Origin of the sequence: Campylobacter sp. JMF_01 NE2, from assembly GCF_027737365.1 — a bacterium.
Classification (GTDB): Bacteria; Campylobacterota; Campylobacteria; order Campylobacterales; family Campylobacteraceae; genus Campylobacter_B.
In genome coordinates, this window is sequence record NZ_JAOVTR010000001.1 from 420,617 (window position 1) to 440,355 (window position 19,739).

Sequence of the window (19,739 nt, forward strand, 5' to 3'; positions counted from 1 at the left end):
TTACTTTCCTTTTGCGAAAGGCATGCCAAATAATTCTAGCAATTTAAACGCCTCTTTATCGCTATTTGTTGTAGTTACGATTGTAATGTTCATACCGTGAGTTCTTAGGATATTATCATACTCTACCTCAGGGAACATTAATTGCTCTTGCAAACCGAAGTTATAGTTACCGCGACCATCAAAGCCATTGCGTGCAACACCACGGAAGTCTTTTACTCTTGGTAATGCGATTGAGATAAGTTTATCAAAAAACGCATACATTTGCTCTTTGCGCAATGTAACCATAATACCGACAGGAAATCCCTCTCTGACTTTAAAACCAGCAACTGATTTTTTTGCATTTACAATAAGTGCTTTTTGACCTGCAATCAAAGAGATTGTATCAGCCATGTTTTGAAGCACTTTTTGATCTTTACCAGATTCGCCTACACCAACGCTAATTACGATTTTTTCAAGTGCCGGAATTAGCATAGGATTTTTTATATCAAATTCTTTTTGTAAAGCTGGTCTAATTGACTCAACATATTTAGTTTGTAATCTGTTCATAATCAACCCTCAACCAATGCGACATTTGAAATATCCATAGGCATTTCTTTGTTTGTGAAACCGCCACTTGGATTTTGCTCAGTTGGTTTAACAGCTTTTTTAGCTATTTTACAACCCTCAACTATAACTTGTGATTTTTTAGGGAAAACAGCTTTTACAACGCCAGTTTTGCCTTTATCATCACCTGCGATAATTTTTACTTGATCGCCTTTTTTAATCTTAAATTTCACTGCCATTATAGAACCTCCGGAGCCAATGAAACGATTTTCATAAAACCGCCGTATCTGACTTCTCTACCGATTGGGCCAAAAATACGAGTGCCAATCGGCTCTTTTTTTGCATCCAAAATTACAGCTGCATTTTCATCAAATCTAATCAAAGAGCCATTTCCTCTGTGAAGCTCTTTTTTTGTTCTAACGACGACGGCTTTTACAACTTGACCGCGTTTAATCTTGCCATTTGGTAGAGCTTTTTTTACAGAACAAACTATAATATCGCCTACTGTTGCATAGCGGCGTTTGCTACCACCCAAAACTTTAATACACATAAGTTCTTTTGCACCGCTGTTATCAGCTACTGCAAGTCTTGTAAAACTTTGTATCATTATTCAACTCCTGTTTTCAAAACCGCTTTTAAGCGAAATGTTTTTTTCGCACTAAGTGGTCTGCACTCAACTGCTGATATAGTATCGCCGATTTTGACGATATTGTTCTCGTCATGGATAAGATATTTTTTAAATCTTTTGACGATTTTTCTATATCTTGGGTGGATAACTCTTCTCTCTACCAAAATAGTAGCAGTTTTATTGCCCGCTTTTTTTACGACTACGCCTTGAATTTCTCTTTTAAATGCCATAACTCTATCCTTATTTTGCTTTTATAGCAGTATTGATTCTAGCGATATCTTTTTTGATCGCACGAATTTCATTAGGATTGCTTAACTGCATTGTTTTAAGCTTTTGCTTAGCCGTAAATAAAAGCAACTTATTATCTTTTAACATCTTATTTAGCTCAGCTAAATCTTTATCTTTCAAATCAGTATATTTCATTTTCGCTATCCCTAGTTACAATTTTTGTTTTGAAAGGTAATTTGTGGATTGATAGCGTAAGAGCTGCTCTTGCTTGCTCCTCACTTACACCAGTCATCTCGAAAATCATTCTGCCTGGTTTGATATTCATTACCCACTCTTCTACACCAGCTTTACCTTTACCCATACGAGTTTGTAGAGGTTTTTTAGTAAGTGGTTTATCAGGAAATACCTTAATCCAAATTTTAGCTTGGCGATTTACATAGCGAGTCATCGCGATACGAGCTGCTTCGATTTGGCGTGAATTAATTCTACCTGCTTCAACAGCTTTGATACCAAAATCACCAAATGTCAAAGCATTACCGCGAGTTGCGTAGCCGCGATTGCGACCTTTCATCATCTTACGATATTTTGTTCTTTTAGGCATCAACATGGCTATTTACCTCTTCTTGTTCTGCGTGGTTTTTTAGAAGCTTCTTCTGTTTTTTCAGCTTGAATTCCTTTTTGCAAAATTTCGCCTTTGAAAATCCAAACTTTAATACCGATATTTCCGTATGTAGTATGAGCCTCAGCAAAACCATAATCGATTTTTGCTCTTAGAGTGTGAAGTGGAACGCGTCCCTCTAAATACCACTCTGTGCGAGCCATTTCAGCGCCACCTAAGCGGCCAGAAACTGAAATTTTAATACCTTTTGCGCCTGCTTTTTGCGCACCTTGAATTACTTTTTTCATAGCGCGTCTAAATGCAACCCTGCGCTCTAATTGCATAGCTACATTTTCAGCTGCCAAAAGTGCATTAGCGCCGACTTTGCGCTCTTCTTTGATGTTTAAATTCACATCTTTATTTACTAGTTTAACAACTTCGGCTCTTAAATTCTCTACTTCGCCACCTTTTTTACCGATGATAACACCTGGGCGAGCTGCAACGATAGTTACGCGAACTTTTTTAGCTGTTCTTTCAACAAGAATTTGGCTAATTCCTGCGTAATAAAGTTTAGCTTTTAGGAATTTACGGATTTTGTAATCCTCGCCGATGTTTTCTGATAGTGTTGATTTAGCAGGAAACCATCTTGATTCCCAGTTTCTATTGATACCTAGTCTTAAACCAATCGGATTAACTTTTTGTCCCATACTACGCTTCCTTACTTGGTTTTGCTACTTCAACGCTAATGTGTGAAGTTGGCTTTCTGATTCTGCTTGCTGTTCCACGAGCGCGTGGTCTAAATCTTTTTAGAACAGGACCAGCATCTACGCGACAACTTTTTACTATAACTTCCTCTGGTTCAAAACCGCCATTAGCAACTGCGCTTGAAATAGCAGTAGCGATATATTTTGCACCACGATTTGGAGTGAATTCCAATGTAGCAAGTGCAAATTCAGCGTTCATGCCTTGAACTTGTTTTGCGATAAGTCTTGCCTTAGTCGGTGAAAGGCGAACAAATTTGATAGTTGATTTACTCATTTATTTCCCCTTATTTACCGATTTTCTTTTGAACTGAGCCTTTGTGGCCTTTGAAAGTTCTAGTAGGAGCAAACTCACCTAATTTATAACCAATGTGGTGTTCTGTAACATACACTGGGATAAAATTTTTGCCATTATGCACATTAAATGTTAGTCCAATCATATCAGGAACGATTGTGCTGCGTCTTGACCAAGTTTTAATTGGTTTGTTATCGTTAGCAGCCTTTGCAGCTACTACTTTTTTCATTACATGATCATCTACGAAAGGACCTTTTTTAAGCGATCTAGCCATTTTTATTTTCCTTTCTTTCTAGAAATTATAAGCTTATCACTAGCTTTTTTACGACGAGTTTTCGCACCTTTTGTAGGTTTGCCCCATGGAGTAACTGGGTGACGACCTGAATTTTTCTTGCCTTCACCACCACCGTGTGGGTGATCTACTGGGTTCATAGCAGAACCTCTGGTTTGTGGGCGAATTCCTCTGTGGCGATTGCGGCCAGCTTTTCCTAGAACGACATTGGCCCAGTCTTCGTTACCAACAACGCCGATAGTAGCCATACACTCAGCCAAAACTCTTCTCATCTCACCGCTTGGCAAACGAAGAATTACATATTTTTCCTCTTTACCCATTAGTTGAGCATATCCACCAGCTGATCTAGCCATTTGAGCGCCTTTGCCAGGTTTTAGCTCGATATTGTGCAAGATAGTTCCCACTGGGATACTTTTCATTTTCATTGCGTTGCCCGGTTTGATATCTAGTCCAGCCTCAGCAGAAGCAACGACATCGCCTACATTTAATTCATTTGGTCTGATGATATAGCGTTTCTCGCCATCAGCATAAGAGATCAAAGCGATTCTACAATTTCTGTTTGGATCGTATTCGATAGCCTCTACTTTACCTGGAATTCCAAATTTTCTTCTTTTGAAATCGATAATTCTGTAAAGTTTGCTAGCACCAGCTTCTTTATGGCGGCTTGTAATGCGACCATTATTGTTTCTACCAGCAGCGGCTGGGATTTTTACAAGTAGGCTTCTAACGCTTGCTTTTGCAGTGATATCATCGCTGCTAAGGCCTGTCATAAATCTTCTACTTGGAGTATATGGTTTGTATGTTTTAATCGCCATCTTACGCCTCCGCATTTTCTAGGGTTGCACCCTCTGGAAGTTTGACATAAAATTTCTTTACATCATCTCTTACGCCTAATCTTCCTCTAAATCTTTTAACTTTACCATCTTGGCGCAATGAATTTACTTTTACAGGCACGATGCCAAAGTATTCTTTCAAAACGCTTTTTAGTCCATTTTTAGTCATTGACGGACTTGTTTGGATAACAACTACGCCACTTTCTTGTAGGCCAAGAGACTTTTCTGTATAAAGTATAGTTTTGATATCTGTTATATCTGCCATTTTAGTCCTCTTTCACCAATGTTTCAAATGCAGCTTTTTCGCATACGATTGAGCTATATACTGCAACCAAATAAGCATTTACTTCGCTAGCATCAACTACATAGCAATTTTTCAAATTTCTGTATGCTAAAAGTGTTTGTGCATCTAGCTCGTTTTTAACGATTAAAGCATCTCTTACACCTAGTTTTTCGATAAATTTAGCAGCGTCTTTTGTTTTGCCGCTTTCTACGCTTAGGTTATCGAAAACATAAAATTTGCCCTCGTTTGCTTTTTCGTTCATAGCAAATTCAAGCGCAAGGCGTTTTTGTTTTTTATTGACTTTTTGCTCATAGTTTCTGTTGTTTGTCGGACCAAATGCAACCGCACCACCAACCCAAACATTTGTTCTAGTCGAACCAGCTCTTGCACCGCCACGACCTTTTTGACGCCATGGTTTTTTGCCACCACCGCTAACTTCTGAACGACCTTTTGTTTGTGCCGTATTTGCACGAAGTGAAGCAAGGTAAGATTTTACATATAAATATAAATTGTGCGAATTTACCTCTGCATATTTTGCAGGAAGCTCGATTTCGCTAGCTTTTTCTAATTTTTCATTAAGAACGCTTACTTTACTCATTTTACTATCCTTATTCTGCCCATTGCACCATTAAATCCTGGGATAGAACCTTTTACTACCAAAATTTTATTCTCAGCATCGAAGCTTACTATCTCGTTTTTAGCAGTGATTGTCTCATTGCCTGTGTGACCTGCCATTCTCATACCTGGTTGGACGCGACCTGGCCACTCGCAGTTTCCGATAGAACCTGGTCTTCTGTGGAAGCGTGAGCCATGAGCTGCTGGACCGCCAGAGAAACCGTGGCGTTTGATAACACCTTGGAAACCTTTACCTTTTGAAGTAAAAGTAACTTTTACGATTTTAGCTGAGCTTAATACTTCTGTGCTTTGATCGCCGACCTCAGCATTTTCGACATTTAGTGTCGCGAATTTGTTAAATTCTTTGCTTAGGCTATATTTTTTCTGAATTCCTGCGATAGATTTGTTGTATGCTTTGCCGTTAGCGTAAGCTACGATAGCTTGCTTGTCGTTGCATACTTCGCAAATTTTAGTATTAATAAGCTTTAAAAGCGTTACAGGCGTGCTTTTGATGCCGACTGTTCTACTCATGCCTATTTTTTCTACGATATATTCCATACTTTAACTCCTTATTTGCCCATCGCATGAACTTCGACATTAACTTCTGGGGCTAAGTCAAGTTTAGTTAGCGAATCAACTGTATCAGGGGTTGCCGCTACGATATCTAGCATACGAGCGTGAATTCTCATCTCAAACTGCTCTCTCGAATCTTTGTTAATGTGTGGAGATTTCAAGACTGTGTAGCGTTTGATCTTCGTAGGCATTGGAACTGGACCTCTCACATCGGCGCCTGTTCTCTTGACGGCTTCTACAATTGCCGCAACTGTGCGATCTAAAACCCTATGGTCATAAGCTTTTAACTTTAACCTGATTTTTTGCATCTGCTTTCCTTAAAAAGAACTTGTCACAACGCGTGACCTTTTGCCTTAAAAACAAAAGACTGGGATTATATGAAAAAGGCAAAATTTTGTCAAGAAATTCGGTGAATTTTATAGAATTTTTTCCTTTTTATAAGGAAATATTCTGAAATTTAGAGCAAAATTTTTTAAATTTTAAAATTTTGTAAATTTTGCTGAATTTATTTCCTTTTAATAAGGAAAATTTTAAAATGCGTTTTATGCAAAATTTAGAATATTTTTATGACAATCCGCCAGAAGAGGCGAAATTTATAGCTAGAAAAACCTCCATTGATACGCCCAAAACTATACTTTATGGCGCGCTTGGGGCTGGGAAAAGTTTGATTTTGTTTGATTATATTTCAAATTTCAAAAAGGGCGAATTTTTGTATATAAATTTCGCGGATTTGCGCTATGAATTTTTAAATCTAAGCGATGAATTTGATAAAATTTTTAAATTTTTAGAGCAAAATTCGCAGATTATCGCGCTTTTTTTGGATAATTTAGATGAAATTTCGCCGGGCGAAATTTCGCATTTGCAAAATTTGCTAAACTCTGCCGCCTCGCAAAATTTGCAAAGCATTATCATCTCAACGCGCAAAAGTAGCTTTGAGCTAGCAAATTTTGCAAAGCTAAAAATTACGCCACTTTGTTTTGAGGAATTTATCGCTTTCGATAAACGACACAGCGAGATAAACGCCATTATTTCGGCATTTTTCTCACAAGGCGGTAGCGTGGGTGGCTCACTTTTGCACCACGCAGCAAGCATAAATTCCGAGCAAAACGCGCTAAAATCGGCTCTAAGCGCAAACGAGATTAAAATTTTAAAAGAGTGCGCGGCTTTCGTCGCAGCGTCATTTAGCGCAAATAAAATTTATATGAGCTTAAAGGAAAAAATCCGCATTTCAAAGGACAGCGTCTATGCCGCCATAGCGAAATTTGACGATGAAAATTTCATAAATTTTATCCCAAAATTTGGCGATGAAAAAGCGGCGAAAAAGATGTTCTTTTCGAATTTCAATCTCAAAGAAATTCTCGGTTTCAAAAAGGATTTTGTGAAAAAATTTTTAAACGCCGTGTATTGCGAGCTGGCAAATTTAGGCGCACCCATTTATTACACCAAGGATTTGGATTTTTACCTGCCGAGCCGAAATTTAGGGGTTTTGGTCGTGCCATTTAGCGCGAGTGAGATTGTGTTTTTGAGATTTAAAAAGCTAATTTTGGAGCTAAAACGGCTCAAAATCACGCGCCTTGCCGTGATCTCCATGGCAAATACAGGCGCGCTTGAAATCGAGGGGATAAAGTGCGAAGTCGTGCCGTTTCACAGCTTCGCACTTGGGTTGTGATTATCGAGTAATAATTTTGCCCTTAGTTTGTGCGCCCTTAATATCGATAACTTTGCCGCTATTTCGTGCAAAATCCCTACATTTTTCATCAGTTTTATTCATTTTTATTTCAAGTTCGCTTTTGTTTTTTACATCAAAATCAACGCAAACTACGCCATCTACCTTAATCGGCAACACGATTTTTGTCATATTTTGCGCCATCTCATCGAATTGTCCGTTTTCTAAAAAATACTTGTAAAAATGGTTAATCGCTAACACAAAATCATTTTTCGCATCACCTATTTGCGAAGCTTGCATTACAATAAAAACAAAGCACAAAATCAAAAATTTTTTCATTTTTAATCCTTAAAATAAAGTCCGTGATTATACAACTTTTAAATTTTATTTTAAAATTTCGCTTACGCAAATTTTGAATACTGCGCCGAAATTTTGCCTTTTATTATAAATGCAAAATTTTGCATTTAAATGTCATTGCGAGGAGCTGTGAAACAGCGACGAAGCAATCTACAAAGCTAAAATAAATAGTATAACAAATAGCAGAATTTTAATTTTCATGAAATTTTAGAATTTCAAATTTTGCCATTTTTGCGGTTGGTAATTTATGCTTTGTAGATTGCCACGGAATTTTGCTGGCGCAAAATCCCTCGCAATGACACTTAAAAGCAAAATATAAATTTCCCTAAACCACTTCGACAATGGTGCAAATTTACTTCGATTTGTCATTGCGAGCGCGAAACGCCGAAGCAATCCACGAGCTAAAAATTCACAGACACTAAATTCGCCGCCATTGCGAGGCGCAGGTTCCGTGCGCAAATTAACTATGTTTTAGCGCCAAATTCTACTGTCCGTAACGCCTAAAATGTATGTGGAACAATCCAAGTATCTGTGTAAATCGTAACTTTTGGCATTTTACTCTCCTTTATTTTTGATTTTTATCGTTAAAAATGGTTTTTCATTTGGCTTGACAACTCGACTATAAGTAACCCCTGAATTATTAGAATTACTAGAAAAATGAAGCGGTGTTTTGTAAATCAATATTTTCATATTTACACCTTGAATTTTAGAAGATTCTGATACATTTTTCATTATTTGTTCTAATTCTAAATTATTAAATCCATAGATATTTAAAACATATTCTTCCAAATCAGTTACAAAACCACAACTATACATCCAATTTTTATCTGTATTTTTTATCTCGGTATGTAAAATTTTACTTGCCTTTTCATTTGGCTCTGTTCTACAAAGGTCGCCACAGCCCGCAAGCCCCATAGCCACGCAAACCACAAAGCCAAATTTAAGAAATTTTTTCATTTTAATCCTTGATAAATTTATGAAATTTTGAAATTTTAAGGCAAATTTGGCGCAAATTTTGCAAAATTTACGCCAAATCAAATTTAATAAACCGAAATTTCGACCAAATTTCCGTCTGGATCGTATAGATACACGCTTTTCATCTTGCCAAGTGCGCCGGTTCGCTCCACAGGTCCTAGCTCGATCATAGCGCCACGAGAGGTGATTTCGCGCGCGATTTCATCGATGTCCCCTTGCGCGATTAGGCAAAAATCAGCCGAGCCGTAGGTTTGATTTTTCGCTACGGGTAGAAATTCGGCTAGTTTTTGGTGGATATTGATTTTAGAATCTCCGAATTTCACCGCCATTTTGGCGCCGTTTTGCACGATTTCAAGCCCCAAAATTTCGCCGTAAAATTTCAGCGTCGCCTCTAAATTTGCGCTTAAAATCACAAAGTGATCGATATTTTTGATTTTCACGCTAGCCCTTTACGCGATAAAATCGCCGTCGAAAAGGTGTCTGACATCGCCTGATATACACGCAGTCTCGCCACGCATTTTTACGCCGATTTTTTCGCCACTCACGCACGCCATATTTGCGTTTTCGCTCAGATTATAGTGCGCTCTGCCCGCGATATATGCGCTAGCTATGCCAGTTCCGCATGATAGCACCTCTTTTTTCGCGCCGTGTGCGTATGTGCGCACCCTAACCCCTGTGTTACTCATCTCAGCATAACTTACATTGGCATTAAATTTCTCGCTAAACTCGGTAGCTAGGGTGTGGTTGTATGCGCTCAAATCTTTGACAAAGGTTACGACATTTGGCATACCGACCTCGTATAAATACCACATGTGGCCATTGCTCATAAATCCCTCGCCAAGGCGATTGACATTATCAAACTCGACCTCGACATTTGCCGTGATTGCGCGGTTTGAGCCCATGCCGTAAATTTGACCAAAATTTGAATCTCGTTTTTTTGTGCCAAAACTCACGCTTCTGCCTGTGTCAAATCCGCGAATTTCGCCGTTTATTACATTGGCGTCGTTTTTAAATTTCACATTTTTGCCAGATAAAAATCGCTCGTAAGCATACATACACACGACCATTGCGGCGTTTGCGTTTATCGGGCTTCTGGTGCCGTCTGGGTTGTAAAACTCCACAATGATATTATTGTCGTTGCTTCCAGGGGTTTTTTGGTTGCTTAACGAAATAAATCCGTTGGCTCCGATACCCTCTGCACGGTTGCAAAGCACCCTAGCTAGACTGCCACGCTCGGCACTTTGTGAAAACTCAACTACTACAAAATCATTTCCGCATGCGTTATACTTTGAAAAATTCAATTGATCTCCTTTAAAAATTTTTTCACATTTTTTTCAAGTGTTATTTTATCGCTAACATTTTCTATAACAAAATTTGCGTTTGCGCGCTTAAATTCGATATCTGCTTGCAAACTAACGCGAAGCGTGGCTTGCTCACGCGTTAGTGCGTTTCGCTCCATAATGCGCTCTATAAGCAAGTCGTGTGGGGCATATACGACTACGATTTTATCGAATTCATCGTATTTTTGGCGCTCGAAATACAGCGGAATATCGGCGAAAAACGGCTTATTTAGGTGTTCTAAAATTTCAGATTGTCTTAGAATTTGATCTTTGATTTTTGGGTGCAAGATTGCTTCTAGTTTGGCAAGCTCTGACTTGTCGTTAAAGACCAAATCGCCTAGCTTTTTCCTGCGGATTCGCACGGATTTGCCGTCTTTTATGATGTATTCATTGCCAAAAATTTTTGAAATATCTATCCAGGATTTATCCAATAGCTGGTGCGAGATTTCGTCTGCGTCGATGATTTGATAGCCCAAATCACGCAAAATTTTACTAACGCTAGATTTGCCAGATCCTATCGAGCCTGTGATTACATAACCATTTTTATATGCCATTTCACACCCCTTTATAGCGTTTTTATGCAATTTTAGCTAAAATAATTTAATTTTCTAATAAATCCAAAAAAAGGAAAAACCGTGATTAGCTACAAAGAAGCAGGTGTCGATATCGACGCAGGAAATGAGTTTGTGCAAAGTATAAAACCCCTAGTCAAATCCACAATGACCCCAGGCGTGATTGGCGGAATTGGCTCATTTAGCGGTGCGTTCGCGCTACCAAGCGGGTATAAAAAACCAGCGATTTTGGGCGCGACAGATGGCGTAGGCACCAAACTTCGCCTAGCAATCGACACAGACAAGCTTGACGGCGTGGGTATCGATCTAGTCGCAATGTGCGTCAATGACCTCATCTGCAACTTCGCTACACCGCTATTTTTCCTAGATTATTACGCTACGGCAAAACTAGAAATCGCAAGCGCAAAACGCGTAGTAGCAGGTATCGCCGAAGGCTGCAAAATGGCTAAGTGCGCGCTAATCGGCGGCGAGACAGCCGAAATGCCGTCGATGTATGAGGGCAAAGATTTCGATTTGGCTGGTTTTGCCGTAGGAATAGCCGAGCAAGACGAGATAGATCGCACGAAATTTGTAGAGCGTGGCGATGTTTTGATTGCACTTCCTAGTAGCGGTTTGCACTCAAACGGCTTTTCGCTAGCGCGCAGAGTAGTTTCTGAGCTAGGGCTGAAATTTGACGAGAAAATCGGCGAAAAAACCCTAATCGACACGCTTTTAGAACCGACTAGAATTTATGTAAAAGAGTTTTTGGCTTTAAAAGATAAAATTCACGCCTGCGCGCATATCACAGGTGGTGGTTTGGTAGAAAATCTGCCTCGTGTATTCCCTGCTGGACTTGGTGCAAAAATCGAGAAAAACGCAATCAAAACGCCTGAGATTTTTAAAATTTTAGCCAAAAAGGTAGAAGCTAGCGAAATGGAGCGCACATTTAATAACGGCGTGGGTTTGGTGTTAGTCGCACCGAAGGCTAACGCTGATTTTGTGTTAGCTAACACTGACGGATATGTTATCGGCGAAGTATGCGAGGGAAATGGCGTAATAATGGCGTAAATCACGCGCTAACAAAGGCTAACAAATTTATGAAAAATTTCGTTTTTTGTTTGGTTTTGTGTGTTAGTGCGTTTGCTAACACACAAATTTCTCAGCTCGAAAAAAAGTGCGAGGCTGGGAATTTAGATAAATGCTTTGAGTTGGCGACAAATTTAGAAAATAGTTGCGATAAAACCAAAAATTTTGAAGTTGGCGCAAAAGCCATAAAATACTACGAAAAAATATGTAATTCGGATGAAACCTTTTTTTATGGCGCTTGCCTGAGGTTAGCGGGTATTTACATAAGAGGCAATTGCACACAGAAAAATTCAGCAAAAGCACTAAAATATCTAAAACTATGTTGCGACAAAGAGCATGCCGATAATGCTTGCAGTGTTTATCAAAGAGGTTTGGCATCAGTCGAACATTTCAGAAGCAGGTGCAAAAACGGAGATAGGGGAGCCTGCGAGCGGCTAAAATCAGAGGGATATTAAATTAAATTTTGGCGAAATTTTAAAATTCCGCCAAATTTCAAACTATTTTGCTAGATCAAAAATCTCTTTCACAGCTTTTGCGTCGTATTGTGGTAAGCCCCATTTTGGCGCGTCTCGCACGATGATTTCCATGACTTCGCCTACATTGCTATCATCAATTTTAACCTGGCTAAGTTTAGTTGGTGTGCCAACCTTATCAAACCACGCTTTAAGCGCGTCAATTCCAGCCTCTGCGCTATCAAGCCCAAAAATCTCTTTGGCGAAACGAGCAAATTTGGCTTCATTATTTTTCTTATACCATTTCATCCACGCTGGCATTATTACGCTTAGCCCCGCTCCGTGCGCACAATCGACCACCGCGCTCATTGCGTGTTCTAGCATGTGATTTGGGTAGCTATAACCGCTCACGCCCACATAAGTTAGCCCATTTAGCGCCATTGTCGCAGCCCATGCGAAATCGCCCCTAGCTTCGTAATCATCAGGGTTTTTAAGCAAAATTTCGGTTGTTTTCATAACGGTTTTGATGTTTGCTTCGATATACATGTCGATGATTTCAGGGTGTTTTGTGGCTGTGAAATAGCCCTCGATTGAGTGTGCGATGATATCGCTAGCCGAATACACCAAATACTCAGGCGTTACGGTAGCTTGAAGCTCTGGGTTTATGACTGAAACTTTTGGGAACAAAGCTGGACCGTCTATGCCAAATTTTTGCTTTGTCGCTTCGTTTGTAACTACGCCGCCTCTATTCATCTCAGAACCAGTCGCGGCAAGTGTGATAATGTCAAAAATCATAAGTGCTTTTTGAACCTCTTTTGCGAAGAAAAAGTCCCACACATCGCCCTCATAGCACGCTCCTGCCGCGATTGCCTTACAGCTATCTAGCACACTTCCGCCACCGATTGCTAGCACGCTATCTGCGCCGAAATCTTTCGCGATTTTCACGCCCTCATGGACTTTGCTAAGCACTGGATTGCTTTTGACCCCGCCAAGCTCAGCGTATTCTATGCCGTGCGCTTTGAGCGAATTTATGGCTGTATCAAAAAGCCCAGATTTTTTCACTCTATCGCTTCCATAGACGACAAGCGCCTTTTTCGCGCCGTATTTTTCCATATACTCGCCGATATTTTTCTCTTTGCCCTTGCCAAATTCGACCTGCACAGGGTTTTTAAAACTGAAATTTTCCATAATTCTCCTTTAAAAAATTTCGCACATTATAACCGAATTTACAAAATTCTTATAGACAAATTTTACAAATTTATTGCCTAATTCTGCAAAATTTAAAATTCTTTGCTAAAATAAATCAAAATTTCAAAAGGGGTAAAAATGAGGGATAAAAACAAAATTTTAGATGAAATTGCAAATTTTATTGATAAAAATTATCCAAATTACGGCATTATAGATACACAAATCGAGCAGATTAAATTTTACCGCGCGGACGAAACTACCGAGTTTCGCAGCGGAATTTACAAGCCTAGTATCTGTATCGCTCTACGCGGAAACAAGCTAGTGAAATTTAATGGCAAAGAGTATTTTTATAATAAAGACCAATTCATGCTCACCCCTACTCACATACCGATTTCGGGCAGGGTTACACAATGCCCACTTTTGTCAATTATTGTCGAATTTAAAGTCGATGATTTGGCAGAGGCGATCAAAAACATAAATTTCACCCCGTCGAAAAAAAAGCTAAAAGAGAGCCTGTATGTGAGCAAAATCGGCTTCGATTTGGCTGATTCTATCGCTAGGCTGGTGCATTTACTAGAACGAGGTGGCGCGCACAGCGAGTATTTGGTAAATCTATCTATAAAAGAGGTTTTGTATTCGCTGATGAGTGGCGATGAGGGAGCTGCGAATTTCTTATACAAATTTATCCTAAATGGCACCATGCAAAACCAAATCGCACACGCTATCAGCGAGATTTCAGCGCATTTTAACGAAGCGATAAATATGAGCGATTTGGCTGAAAAAATCGGCATTAGCGTTTCGTCTTTTTACCACAATTTCAAAAAATTTACCGCCCTTTCGCCGCTAGAATTTCAAAAGCGAATTAGGCTAGAAGAGGCGAAATTTATGCTGCTAAATACCACAACTTCGGTCTCGCAAGTGGCGTTTGATGTGGGCTATGAGAGCACGAGTCAGTTTAGCAGAGAATACGCGCGCATGTATGGACTGCCCCCAAAAGCGCATATCCAAACGCTAAAAGAATTGACGCTGAGCTAAAATCGGTGTGATTTAAAATCGTATAAAAAAAATGGTGTCAAGAGAGAGACTTGAACTCTCGACCTCCGGCTTATGAGACCAGCGCTCTAACCAGCTGAGCTACCTTGACACATTGTAGGAAAAATGGAGTTTATCCAAATTTTACTTATATAAAATTTAAAAAGCGCAAAATTTTAAATATAATTTATGCTAAAATAGCAAAATTTCATTTTCAAAGGGAAAATATGGGCGGTTTTACTATTTTTTTAATCATTGTTGCCGTTTTGATTTTTAGCATTATTGGGATTTATAACTCTTTGATTGCCAAGAGAAATCAGGTCGCAAATATCGCTTCTAGCGTCGATACACAGCTTAAAAAACGCTACGATTTGATCCCAAATTTACTCGCCTCTGTCAAAGCCTACCTAACGCACGAGCGCGAAGTATTGAGCAAAATCACGGCTTTGCGAAGCGAAGCGATGAGCGCCACAAACGATGCGCAAAAATTCGCCCTAAACGCCGAACTCTCGCGCACTCTTGGCTCACTAAAAATCGCTGTGGAAAACTACCCAGAGCTAAAAGCCAACGAAAATGTCCTTCACCTCCAAGCCACGCTAAGCGAAGTCGAAGAGCAAATCAGCGCAGCCAGACGCGCTTACAACGGCGCAGTTATGGTGTATAACAACGCATGCGAAATGTTTCCCACAAACCTCATCGCTAGCTTTTTTCACTTCAAAAAAAGCGAATTTTTCGCCGCCGATGAGAGCGAAAAACGCGCGCCAAATTTATCAGAAATGCTAAAATAATGGAAAAAATTTTAAAATTTAAAAACGAAGAAATTATCCAAAATTTAGAAATTTTAGAAACCAAACGGGCAAAAATCGCTAAAAATTTACGCATTTTAAAGGTAGCTTCCTTTGCGCTCATTTTCGTCCTGCTCCCCGTTTTGCTACGATTTGTGCCTGATTTGCTCATTTCTAGCATAATTTGCGTTTTTGCCTCGCTTATGTTTTTTAGTATTTCGCACGCTAGGCTTATAACGCCCTTTAACGCGCGCTTTAAGGACGAAATCCTAAGCCTAATCGCCAAAGACGAAAATTTAAGCTACGAGCGCAAGAAATTTTTCGAATTCGCCGAATTTAACGCGCCCGGGTTTTACGAAAGCGGTTTTAGCGTGTATAGGGGCGATGATTTTTTCGCTGGCGAGATCGAGGGCGTGAGGGCGCAGTTTTGCGATATTTATCTTGCCAAACAAACACAAACAAACACTAACCAAAAACAAACGCCCAAACTAACAACCCTGTTTTACGGTATAACGCTCATAGCCGAATTTAACCAAAATTTCGCCTCCACGCTCCATGTCATCGACACTAACGCCAGAGCTAACTCACACCTAAAACGCGTTAGTATGGATAACGCTGAGTTTGAGCACTATTTCCGCACATATTCAAATGATCCTATCAGCGCGCATTACATACTAACGCCCAAATTTATGGAGCAGCTGATCGCACTTAGGGATTATTTCAAAGCTCCACTTAGCCTAGCGTGTGAGGGAGGTAAAATTTGGCTATATATCGCGCTTGGTAAAAACAGCTTCGAGCCAAATATTTCATACCCGCTCCTTGGCGAAAACTCCCTAGCCGTCACGCTAAAAAAGGAGTTGGAAAAATTTAAAATTTTGGCTAAAATTTTGAAAAATAATCAAAAAGCATTTGTGGAGAAAATATGAGTATAGTATCGTTTGAGCTGAAAAAAAAGACGATTTTAGAAAATGAAGCGAGCGCGAAAAAACGGCTAATTATCGTCGTTTGCGTAGTTTGTGCGCTGGCATTTTTGATTTTAAGTGGCGGATATTCGCTGAAATTTAAAATCATTTTGGGCTGTTTGATTGGGATTTGCGGGATTTTGGCGCACTCGTATTTTGACAAAAACCAAAAACAGCACTTCTCAGCCCTGCTTGACAAGGCGTTTGACAATGAAATTTTGCTCTGGATCGCCAAGGAAACTGGGCTTACTTTTAAGCCCTTTGGCGCATTTTTTTTAGAGGATTTAAGCTCGCTTCCGATTAAAAAAGACGCTAACACATGCGTTTGCAAACGATCACTAGTAGGCAAAGTAGGTGAAATCGAGGCGAAATTTGGCGACGCCGCGCTAACACGCACTAACAAACGAAAAAAAAGTTTGCTCGGACTTGATAAATTCGAGTGGGGGCGCATAAATGACGGCAAAATTTACACTGGATTTATAGCGAAATTTGACTATCCGCTCGCCTTTGCTAGCGATTTTTCGGCGATTGGCAAGGGTGAGTTTATGCTCCAAACCCCGCATCTCAAACTCCAAAAGGCAAATATCGCCAAGTCCGATATTTTCGATATTTACGCTGGCGAGAATTTTGACAGCGAGGTTTTAAAAGACGGCAAAATCCTAACCACGCTCGAACTCATCAGCATTAGCCTAAACTCCCCAGTGCAAATGCACGCTGTGAGCAACTCCGTATTTATCGCGGTTTCGAACGACACGCTCTTTACTCGCATAGACACGAACCAAAACGCAAATGTGATTTTAAGCATAAATATGATGATAGAAATCGCGCGAAATCTCGCATCCTTCGCCACTAGCGAAATCAAAGCGAGCGAAGAGCCAAAGATTACGGCTTTGCTAAACGAAATGCGCTCTTAGCGAAATTTGGCTTTTAAATTTAGGGTAAATTCGAGCGCTGAAATTTAGCCTTCTAATTTCACGGCAAATTCGCCAAATTCGGCTTTTGTGGCAGTCGCTAAATCGTTTGGATTTAGCCAAATTTGTTTGCCCCGAATTCCAGCGCTAACGCAAATTTGCGTTTGTGTTAGCGCGCGTGAGTCGATAAATGTGCGAAAGTGCTTTTTCATGCCAAGTGGCGAGCAACCGCCCCTAACATATCCTGTGATTTTTGTTAGCTCTTTTAAGCTCAAAAGCTCTGCTCGTTTGACTTTTGCAATTCTAGCTAACGCCTTTAAATAAAGGCTTAAATCACCTTGCAAACACGCCGTGATATATTCGTTTCCGCACTCGCAAACTATCGTTTTATAGACCTGCTCGATAGGCTTTTTGCACGAATTTGCCACATGCACAGCGTCAAGGTTGTTTTCATCTACTTCGTATTCAAGTATTTCGTAATGAATTTTCAGCCCGTCAAGTATGCGACAAGCGTTAGTTTTTTCTATTTTTTTGGACATTTTTAAGCCTTTTATATTTTTTATCTGCAAATCATAAAATTTAAATTTTTTTTAGCTCAAAGCAATATTTAAACTTCCAAGCAATATCCATAAACATATTCCAAAAAATAAATTATCTGCAAAAAATGAAGATAATTTTTTAGAATTTTCTTTTCCACTTGTGATAGCCACACCAAATAAACATATAAAATAAAACAAACTTAAACCTATAAGACAAAAAACAATTGTAAATCCTATAACATTTGCTTCTCTTTCAACTATAAAAGGAATTATAAAAACTGGAATATGGATTTTTGCAATATTTTTTAAAAATCTAATAATATTTTCTTTACTCATAGATTGTCTTGTATCCTTAAAATTTATAAATTTAAACGGCGTATGCCGACGATTTTGCGTGTTTTCGAGTGTTTGCGAGTGAGATAAGGCTGTTTTGCCTATCGAACGAAGCAAACACGACGAATCACGCAAAAGCTAGGCTGAATTCAACCTAAATTTATGAATTCAAAAAATCAATAACGAATATTTTCTTGTTTCAAAAAATCTCTCAGATCGTCATACTCGCTACTATCCAAATATCGCCATTTGCCCGGCTTCAAAGTCCCTAGCGTAACCCGCCCAAATGCCGTGCGTTTGAGATCTACCACTTCTAGGTCAAAATACCCAAAAAATCGCCTTAGCTCTCTGTTTTGCCCCTCGTTTATGATAGCTTTGATTTTGGTATATCCACCACTGCTTGGCATTATGCGATACGCCAAAAATGGCTTAAATTCCATTGATTTGATTTTGCTTTTGGCGTGAGCGCCCTTTGTGGCGTCGTCCGCGTAAAAGCCCTCTTTTATGGCTGTTACGACTTCGTCGGTTACTTCGCCTTTGACTTTTAAGTAGTATTCGCGCTCGATGTCGCTTTTCATGAGTGCGGTGGCGATAGCAGGGGCGTCAGTTAATAGCAAAAGCCCTTCACTGGCAAAATCAAGCCGTCCGATACTAACAAATTTAGAAAATCCGTTTGGCAAGCTGTCATAAATCGTCTTGCGACCGCGATCGTCTTTTTTGGTGACTAATTCGCCCTTTGGTTTGTGATAGACAATCACGCTAAATTCGGTTTTTTTCTTGACCAAACGCCCATTTATACGGATTTTTTCTTCGCCGCTGACTTCGACAAACTCACTAACAACTCGCCCGTTTATGCTAACTTTGCCGTTTTTGATTAGCTCGTCGGCTTCACGGCGTGAATAGCCCGTGTTGTGCGAGATAAATTTATTTAAACGCATTTTTTCCATTTTACAGCCCTATGTTTTTAAGGTCGTGGATATGCACGGTGCCGATTGGGGTGCCGTTTTCGTCCGTAACGGCAAGAAGCTGAATTTTGAATTTTTCTATCATTTCAAGTGCTTTTGAAGCTAAAATTTTCGAATTTTCAATGGTTTTTGGCGATTTTGTAGCAAATTTAATCGCGCTTTCTTCAAGGCTAAAATTCTCGCTCATCAAAGCCCGTCGCAAATCTCCGTCGCTTAAAATCGCCGTTAGTTTGCCGTTAGCGTTAGTTAGCAAAACGGTGCCTAGTTTGCCGTGCGTCATCGCATTTATGGCTTCTTTTAGACTAACACTCTCACTAACAATCGGCAAATCGTTAGTTCGCATGACATCGGCGACTTTTAGGTAAAGGCGTTTGCCAAGACTTCCGCCCGGGTGGAAGTTTGCGAAATCTTCTTTTTGAAATTTTCGCTCACTCATTAAGCACACGGCTAACGCGTCTCCTAACGCTAATGTTAGCGTGGTAGAAACCGTAGGCGCAGCCCCAAGCGGACAAGCTTCTTTTTCGATTTTAAGACTAATAAATTCGTCGCAAATTCGCCCCAAAGAGCTATTTTTGTTACTTGCCATTGCGATGATTTTTACGCCAAATCGCTTAATGTGTGGCAAAATTCGAACCAGCTCTTCGCTCTCGCCACTAAAACTAATCGCCAAAACCAAATCATCTTTGCCGACCATACCAAGATCGCCGTGCAGGGCTTCTGTGGGGTGCATGAAAAAGCTAGGCGTGCCTGTGCTTGCCAAAGTAGCAGCGATTTTCGCGCCGATATGTCCGCTTTTGCCCACGCCTGTTACGATTAGTTTGCCTTTGCACTCTAAAATCAAATTTACAGCTCTCTCGATTTCATCGCCGATAAGCTCTGCGTGGCGTAAAAGCTCGCTACCTTCGAGCCTTAAAACCTCTTTTGCGTTTTGTATAATGCCCATAAAAT

At 39.8% G+C, this 19,739-nt stretch carries 30 protein-coding genes, 1 tRNA gene and 1 pseudogene; 7 read left to right on the plus strand and 25 right to left on the minus strand.

Features of this window, described 5'->3' with window-relative positions:
* The 14 genes and pseudogenes from rplE to rpsJ form a co-directional block, all read right to left on the minus strand.
* Positions 1 to 546, minus strand: coding sequence for a 50S ribosomal protein L5 (gene rplE / locus OFO01_RS02285; RefSeq protein ID WP_270858566.1), 546 nt, complete (start codon positions 544 to 546; stop codon positions 1 to 3).
* 2 nt (positions 547 to 548) lie between these two features.
* The gene (gene rplX, locus OFO01_RS02290; protein ID WP_270858567.1) at positions 549 to 782 is read right to left on the minus strand and encodes a 50S ribosomal protein L24; all 234 of its coding nucleotides are present in this window, start codon (positions 780 to 782) and stop codon (positions 549 to 551) included.
* The gene (gene rplN / locus OFO01_RS02295; RefSeq protein WP_270858568.1) at positions 782 to 1,150 is read right to left on the minus strand and encodes a 50S ribosomal protein L14; all 369 of its coding nucleotides are present in this window, start codon (positions 1,148 to 1,150) and stop codon (positions 782 to 784) included. The genes rplX and rplN overlap by 1 nt, the downstream gene beginning before the upstream one ends.
* Positions 1,150 to 1,401: a 30S ribosomal protein S17 gene (gene rpsQ, locus OFO01_RS02300; protein WP_270858569.1), complete on the minus strand. Its 252-nt coding sequence runs from the start codon at positions 1,399 to 1,401 to the stop codon at positions 1,150 to 1,152. Before rpsQ ends, rplN begins: the two co-directional genes overlap by 1 nt.
* 10 nt (positions 1,402 to 1,411) lie before the next feature.
* On the minus strand, positions 1,412 to 1,594 hold the full coding sequence (rpmC, locus tag OFO01_RS02305; RefSeq protein ID WP_270858570.1) for a 50S ribosomal protein L29: 183 nt from the start codon (positions 1,592 to 1,594) through the stop codon (positions 1,412 to 1,414).
* On the minus strand, positions 1,581 to 2,006 hold the full coding sequence (gene rplP / locus OFO01_RS02310; protein WP_270858571.1) for a 50S ribosomal protein L16: 426 nt from the start codon (positions 2,004 to 2,006) through the stop codon (positions 1,581 to 1,583). The genes rpmC and rplP overlap by 14 nt, the downstream gene beginning before the upstream one ends.
* A gap of 2 nt (positions 2,007 to 2,008) precedes the next feature.
* Positions 2,009 to 2,704 (minus strand): 30S ribosomal protein S3, encoded by a 696-nt coding sequence (rpsC, locus tag OFO01_RS02315; protein ID WP_270858572.1) that lies wholly within the window; start codon positions 2,702 to 2,704, stop codon positions 2,009 to 2,011.
* 19 nt (positions 2,705 to 2,723) lie between these two features.
* Positions 2,724 to 3,035, minus strand: a pseudogene (rplV, locus tag OFO01_RS02320) (50S ribosomal protein L22); the annotation flags it as partial.
* Positions 3,036 to 3,045: 10 nt separating this feature from the next.
* Positions 3,046 to 3,327 (minus strand): 30S ribosomal protein S19, encoded by a 282-nt coding sequence (gene rpsS / locus OFO01_RS02325; protein WP_270858573.1) that lies wholly within the window; start codon positions 3,325 to 3,327, stop codon positions 3,046 to 3,048.
* A gap of 2 nt (positions 3,328 to 3,329) precedes the next feature.
* Entirely contained in the window at positions 3,330 to 4,160 is an 831-nt protein-coding gene (gene rplB / locus OFO01_RS02330) for a 50S ribosomal protein L2 (protein ID WP_270858574.1), read from the minus strand.
* Position 4,161: 1 nt separating this feature from the next.
* Positions 4,162 to 4,443: a 50S ribosomal protein L23 gene (locus OFO01_RS02335; RefSeq protein ID WP_270858575.1), complete on the minus strand. Its 282-nt coding sequence runs from the start codon at positions 4,441 to 4,443 to the stop codon at positions 4,162 to 4,164.
* A 1-nt stretch (position 4,444) separates the two neighbouring features.
* The gene (gene rplD / locus OFO01_RS02340; protein ID WP_270858576.1) at positions 4,445 to 5,059 is read right to left on the minus strand and encodes a 50S ribosomal protein L4; all 615 of its coding nucleotides are present in this window, start codon (positions 5,057 to 5,059) and stop codon (positions 4,445 to 4,447) included.
* Positions 5,056 to 5,634: a 50S ribosomal protein L3 gene (gene rplC, locus OFO01_RS02345; protein ID WP_270858577.1), complete on the minus strand. Its 579-nt coding sequence runs from the start codon at positions 5,632 to 5,634 to the stop codon at positions 5,056 to 5,058. Before rplC ends, rplD begins: the two co-directional genes overlap by 4 nt.
* Positions 5,635 to 5,645: 11 nt before the next feature.
* The gene (gene rpsJ, locus OFO01_RS02350; protein WP_270858578.1) at positions 5,646 to 5,957 is read right to left on the minus strand and encodes a 30S ribosomal protein S10; all 312 of its coding nucleotides are present in this window, start codon (positions 5,955 to 5,957) and stop codon (positions 5,646 to 5,648) included.
* Between the two features lie 236 nt (positions 5,958 to 6,193).
* Between rpsJ and OFO01_RS02355 the strand changes: the two genes are divergently transcribed.
* The gene (locus tag OFO01_RS02355) at positions 6,194 to 7,318 is read left to right on the plus strand and encodes an AAA family ATPase (RefSeq protein ID WP_270875516.1); all 1,125 of its coding nucleotides are present in this window, start codon (positions 6,194 to 6,196) and stop codon (positions 7,316 to 7,318) included.
* Here the strand turns inward: OFO01_RS02355 and OFO01_RS02360 are convergent, their stop codons facing one another.
* The 5 genes from OFO01_RS02360 to coaE all read right to left on the minus strand — a co-directional run bounded on the left by OFO01_RS02360 (position 7,319) and on the right by coaE (position 10,541).
* Entirely contained in the window at positions 7,319 to 7,654 is a 336-nt protein-coding gene (locus tag OFO01_RS02360) for a hypothetical protein (RefSeq protein ID WP_270858580.1), read from the minus strand. It lies immediately after the preceding gene.
* Between the two features lie 573 nt (positions 7,655 to 8,227).
* Positions 8,228 to 8,629 carry a hypothetical protein gene (locus OFO01_RS02365; RefSeq protein WP_270858581.1) on the minus strand — a complete coding sequence of 134 codons (402 nt, stop codon included), beginning with the start codon at positions 8,627 to 8,629 and terminating at the stop codon, positions 8,228 to 8,230.
* An 83-nt stretch (positions 8,630 to 8,712) separates the two neighbouring features.
* The gene (locus tag OFO01_RS02370) at positions 8,713 to 9,087 is read right to left on the minus strand and encodes a VOC family protein (protein ID WP_270858582.1); all 375 of its coding nucleotides are present in this window, start codon (positions 9,085 to 9,087) and stop codon (positions 8,713 to 8,715) included.
* Positions 9,088 to 9,096: 9 nt separating this feature from the next.
* Positions 9,097 to 9,948, minus strand: a complete 852-nt coding sequence (locus tag OFO01_RS02375; RefSeq protein WP_270858583.1) for a diaminopimelate epimerase — start codon at positions 9,946 to 9,948, stop codon at positions 9,097 to 9,099.
* Positions 9,945 to 10,541, minus strand: coding sequence for a dephospho-CoA kinase (coaE, locus tag OFO01_RS02380; protein WP_270858584.1), 597 nt, complete (start codon positions 10,539 to 10,541; stop codon positions 9,945 to 9,947). Before coaE ends, OFO01_RS02375 begins: the two co-directional genes overlap by 4 nt.
* A gap of 81 nt (positions 10,542 to 10,622) precedes the next feature.
* On the opposite strand from coaE, the gene purM reads away from it, so the two are divergent.
* A complete protein-coding gene (gene purM, locus OFO01_RS02385) occupies positions 10,623 to 11,606 on the plus strand; it encodes a phosphoribosylformylglycinamidine cyclo-ligase (RefSeq protein ID WP_270858585.1) in 984 nt (327 codons plus the stop codon).
* A gap of 29 nt (positions 11,607 to 11,635) precedes the next feature.
* Positions 11,636 to 12,079, plus strand: a complete 444-nt coding sequence (locus tag OFO01_RS02390) for a tetratricopeptide repeat protein (RefSeq protein ID WP_270858586.1) — start codon at positions 11,636 to 11,638, stop codon at positions 12,077 to 12,079.
* A 42-nt stretch (positions 12,080 to 12,121) separates the two neighbouring features.
* On the opposite strand, the gene OFO01_RS02395 is transcribed toward OFO01_RS02390, so the two are convergent.
* A complete protein-coding gene (locus OFO01_RS02395; RefSeq protein ID WP_270858587.1) occupies positions 12,122 to 13,264 on the minus strand; it encodes an iron-containing alcohol dehydrogenase in 1,143 nt (380 codons plus the stop codon).
* 138 nt (positions 13,265 to 13,402) lie between these two features.
* On the opposite strand from OFO01_RS02395, the gene OFO01_RS02400 reads away from it, so the two are divergent.
* Positions 13,403 to 14,299: an AraC family transcriptional regulator gene (locus tag OFO01_RS02400; protein WP_270858588.1), complete on the plus strand. Its 897-nt coding sequence runs from the start codon at positions 13,403 to 13,405 to the stop codon at positions 14,297 to 14,299.
* Between the two features lie 32 nt (positions 14,300 to 14,331).
* Here the strand turns inward: OFO01_RS02400 and OFO01_RS02405 are convergent.
* Positions 14,332 to 14,408: transfer RNA gene (locus tag OFO01_RS02405), tRNA-Met, on the minus strand.
* A 115-nt stretch (positions 14,409 to 14,523) separates the two neighbouring features.
* Here OFO01_RS02405 and OFO01_RS02410 point away from each other — a divergent pair.
* From OFO01_RS02410 to OFO01_RS02420, 3 genes are read left to right on the plus strand one after another with little or no spacing between them, the layout of a single operon-like run.
* On the plus strand, positions 14,524 to 15,084 hold the full coding sequence (locus OFO01_RS02410; protein ID WP_270858589.1) for a LemA family protein: 561 nt from the start codon (positions 14,524 to 14,526) through the stop codon (positions 15,082 to 15,084).
* Positions 15,084 to 16,007, plus strand: a complete 924-nt coding sequence (locus OFO01_RS02415) for a DUF3137 domain-containing protein (RefSeq protein ID WP_270858590.1) — start codon at positions 15,084 to 15,086, stop codon at positions 16,005 to 16,007. The genes OFO01_RS02410 and OFO01_RS02415 overlap by 1 nt, the downstream gene beginning before the upstream one ends.
* The gene (locus tag OFO01_RS02420; protein ID WP_270858591.1) at positions 16,004 to 16,957 is read left to right on the plus strand and encodes a hypothetical protein; all 954 of its coding nucleotides are present in this window, start codon (positions 16,004 to 16,006) and stop codon (positions 16,955 to 16,957) included. Before OFO01_RS02415 ends, OFO01_RS02420 begins: the two co-directional genes overlap by 4 nt.
* Before the next feature lie 44 nt (positions 16,958 to 17,001).
* Here the strand turns inward: OFO01_RS02420 and ybaK are convergent, their stop codons facing one another.
* From ybaK to OFO01_RS02440, 4 genes are all read right to left on the minus strand, one after another.
* Positions 17,002 to 17,493 (minus strand): Cys-tRNA(Pro) deacylase, encoded by a 492-nt coding sequence (ybaK, locus tag OFO01_RS02425; RefSeq protein ID WP_270858592.1) that lies wholly within the window; start codon positions 17,491 to 17,493, stop codon positions 17,002 to 17,004.
* A gap of 51 nt (positions 17,494 to 17,544) precedes the next feature.
* Positions 17,545 to 17,829, minus strand: coding sequence for a hypothetical protein (locus tag OFO01_RS02430; protein WP_270858593.1), 285 nt, complete (start codon positions 17,827 to 17,829; stop codon positions 17,545 to 17,547).
* 173 nt (positions 17,830 to 18,002) lie between these two features.
* On the minus strand, positions 18,003 to 18,773 hold the full coding sequence (locus tag OFO01_RS02435) for a pseudouridine synthase (protein WP_270858594.1): 771 nt from the start codon (positions 18,771 to 18,773) through the stop codon (positions 18,003 to 18,005).
* Position 18,774: 1 nt separating this feature from the next.
* On the minus strand, positions 18,775 to 19,734 hold the full coding sequence (locus OFO01_RS02440) for a KpsF/GutQ family sugar-phosphate isomerase (protein ID WP_270858595.1): 960 nt from the start codon (positions 19,732 to 19,734) through the stop codon (positions 18,775 to 18,777).
* Positions 19,735 to 19,739: the final 5 nt, after the last annotated feature.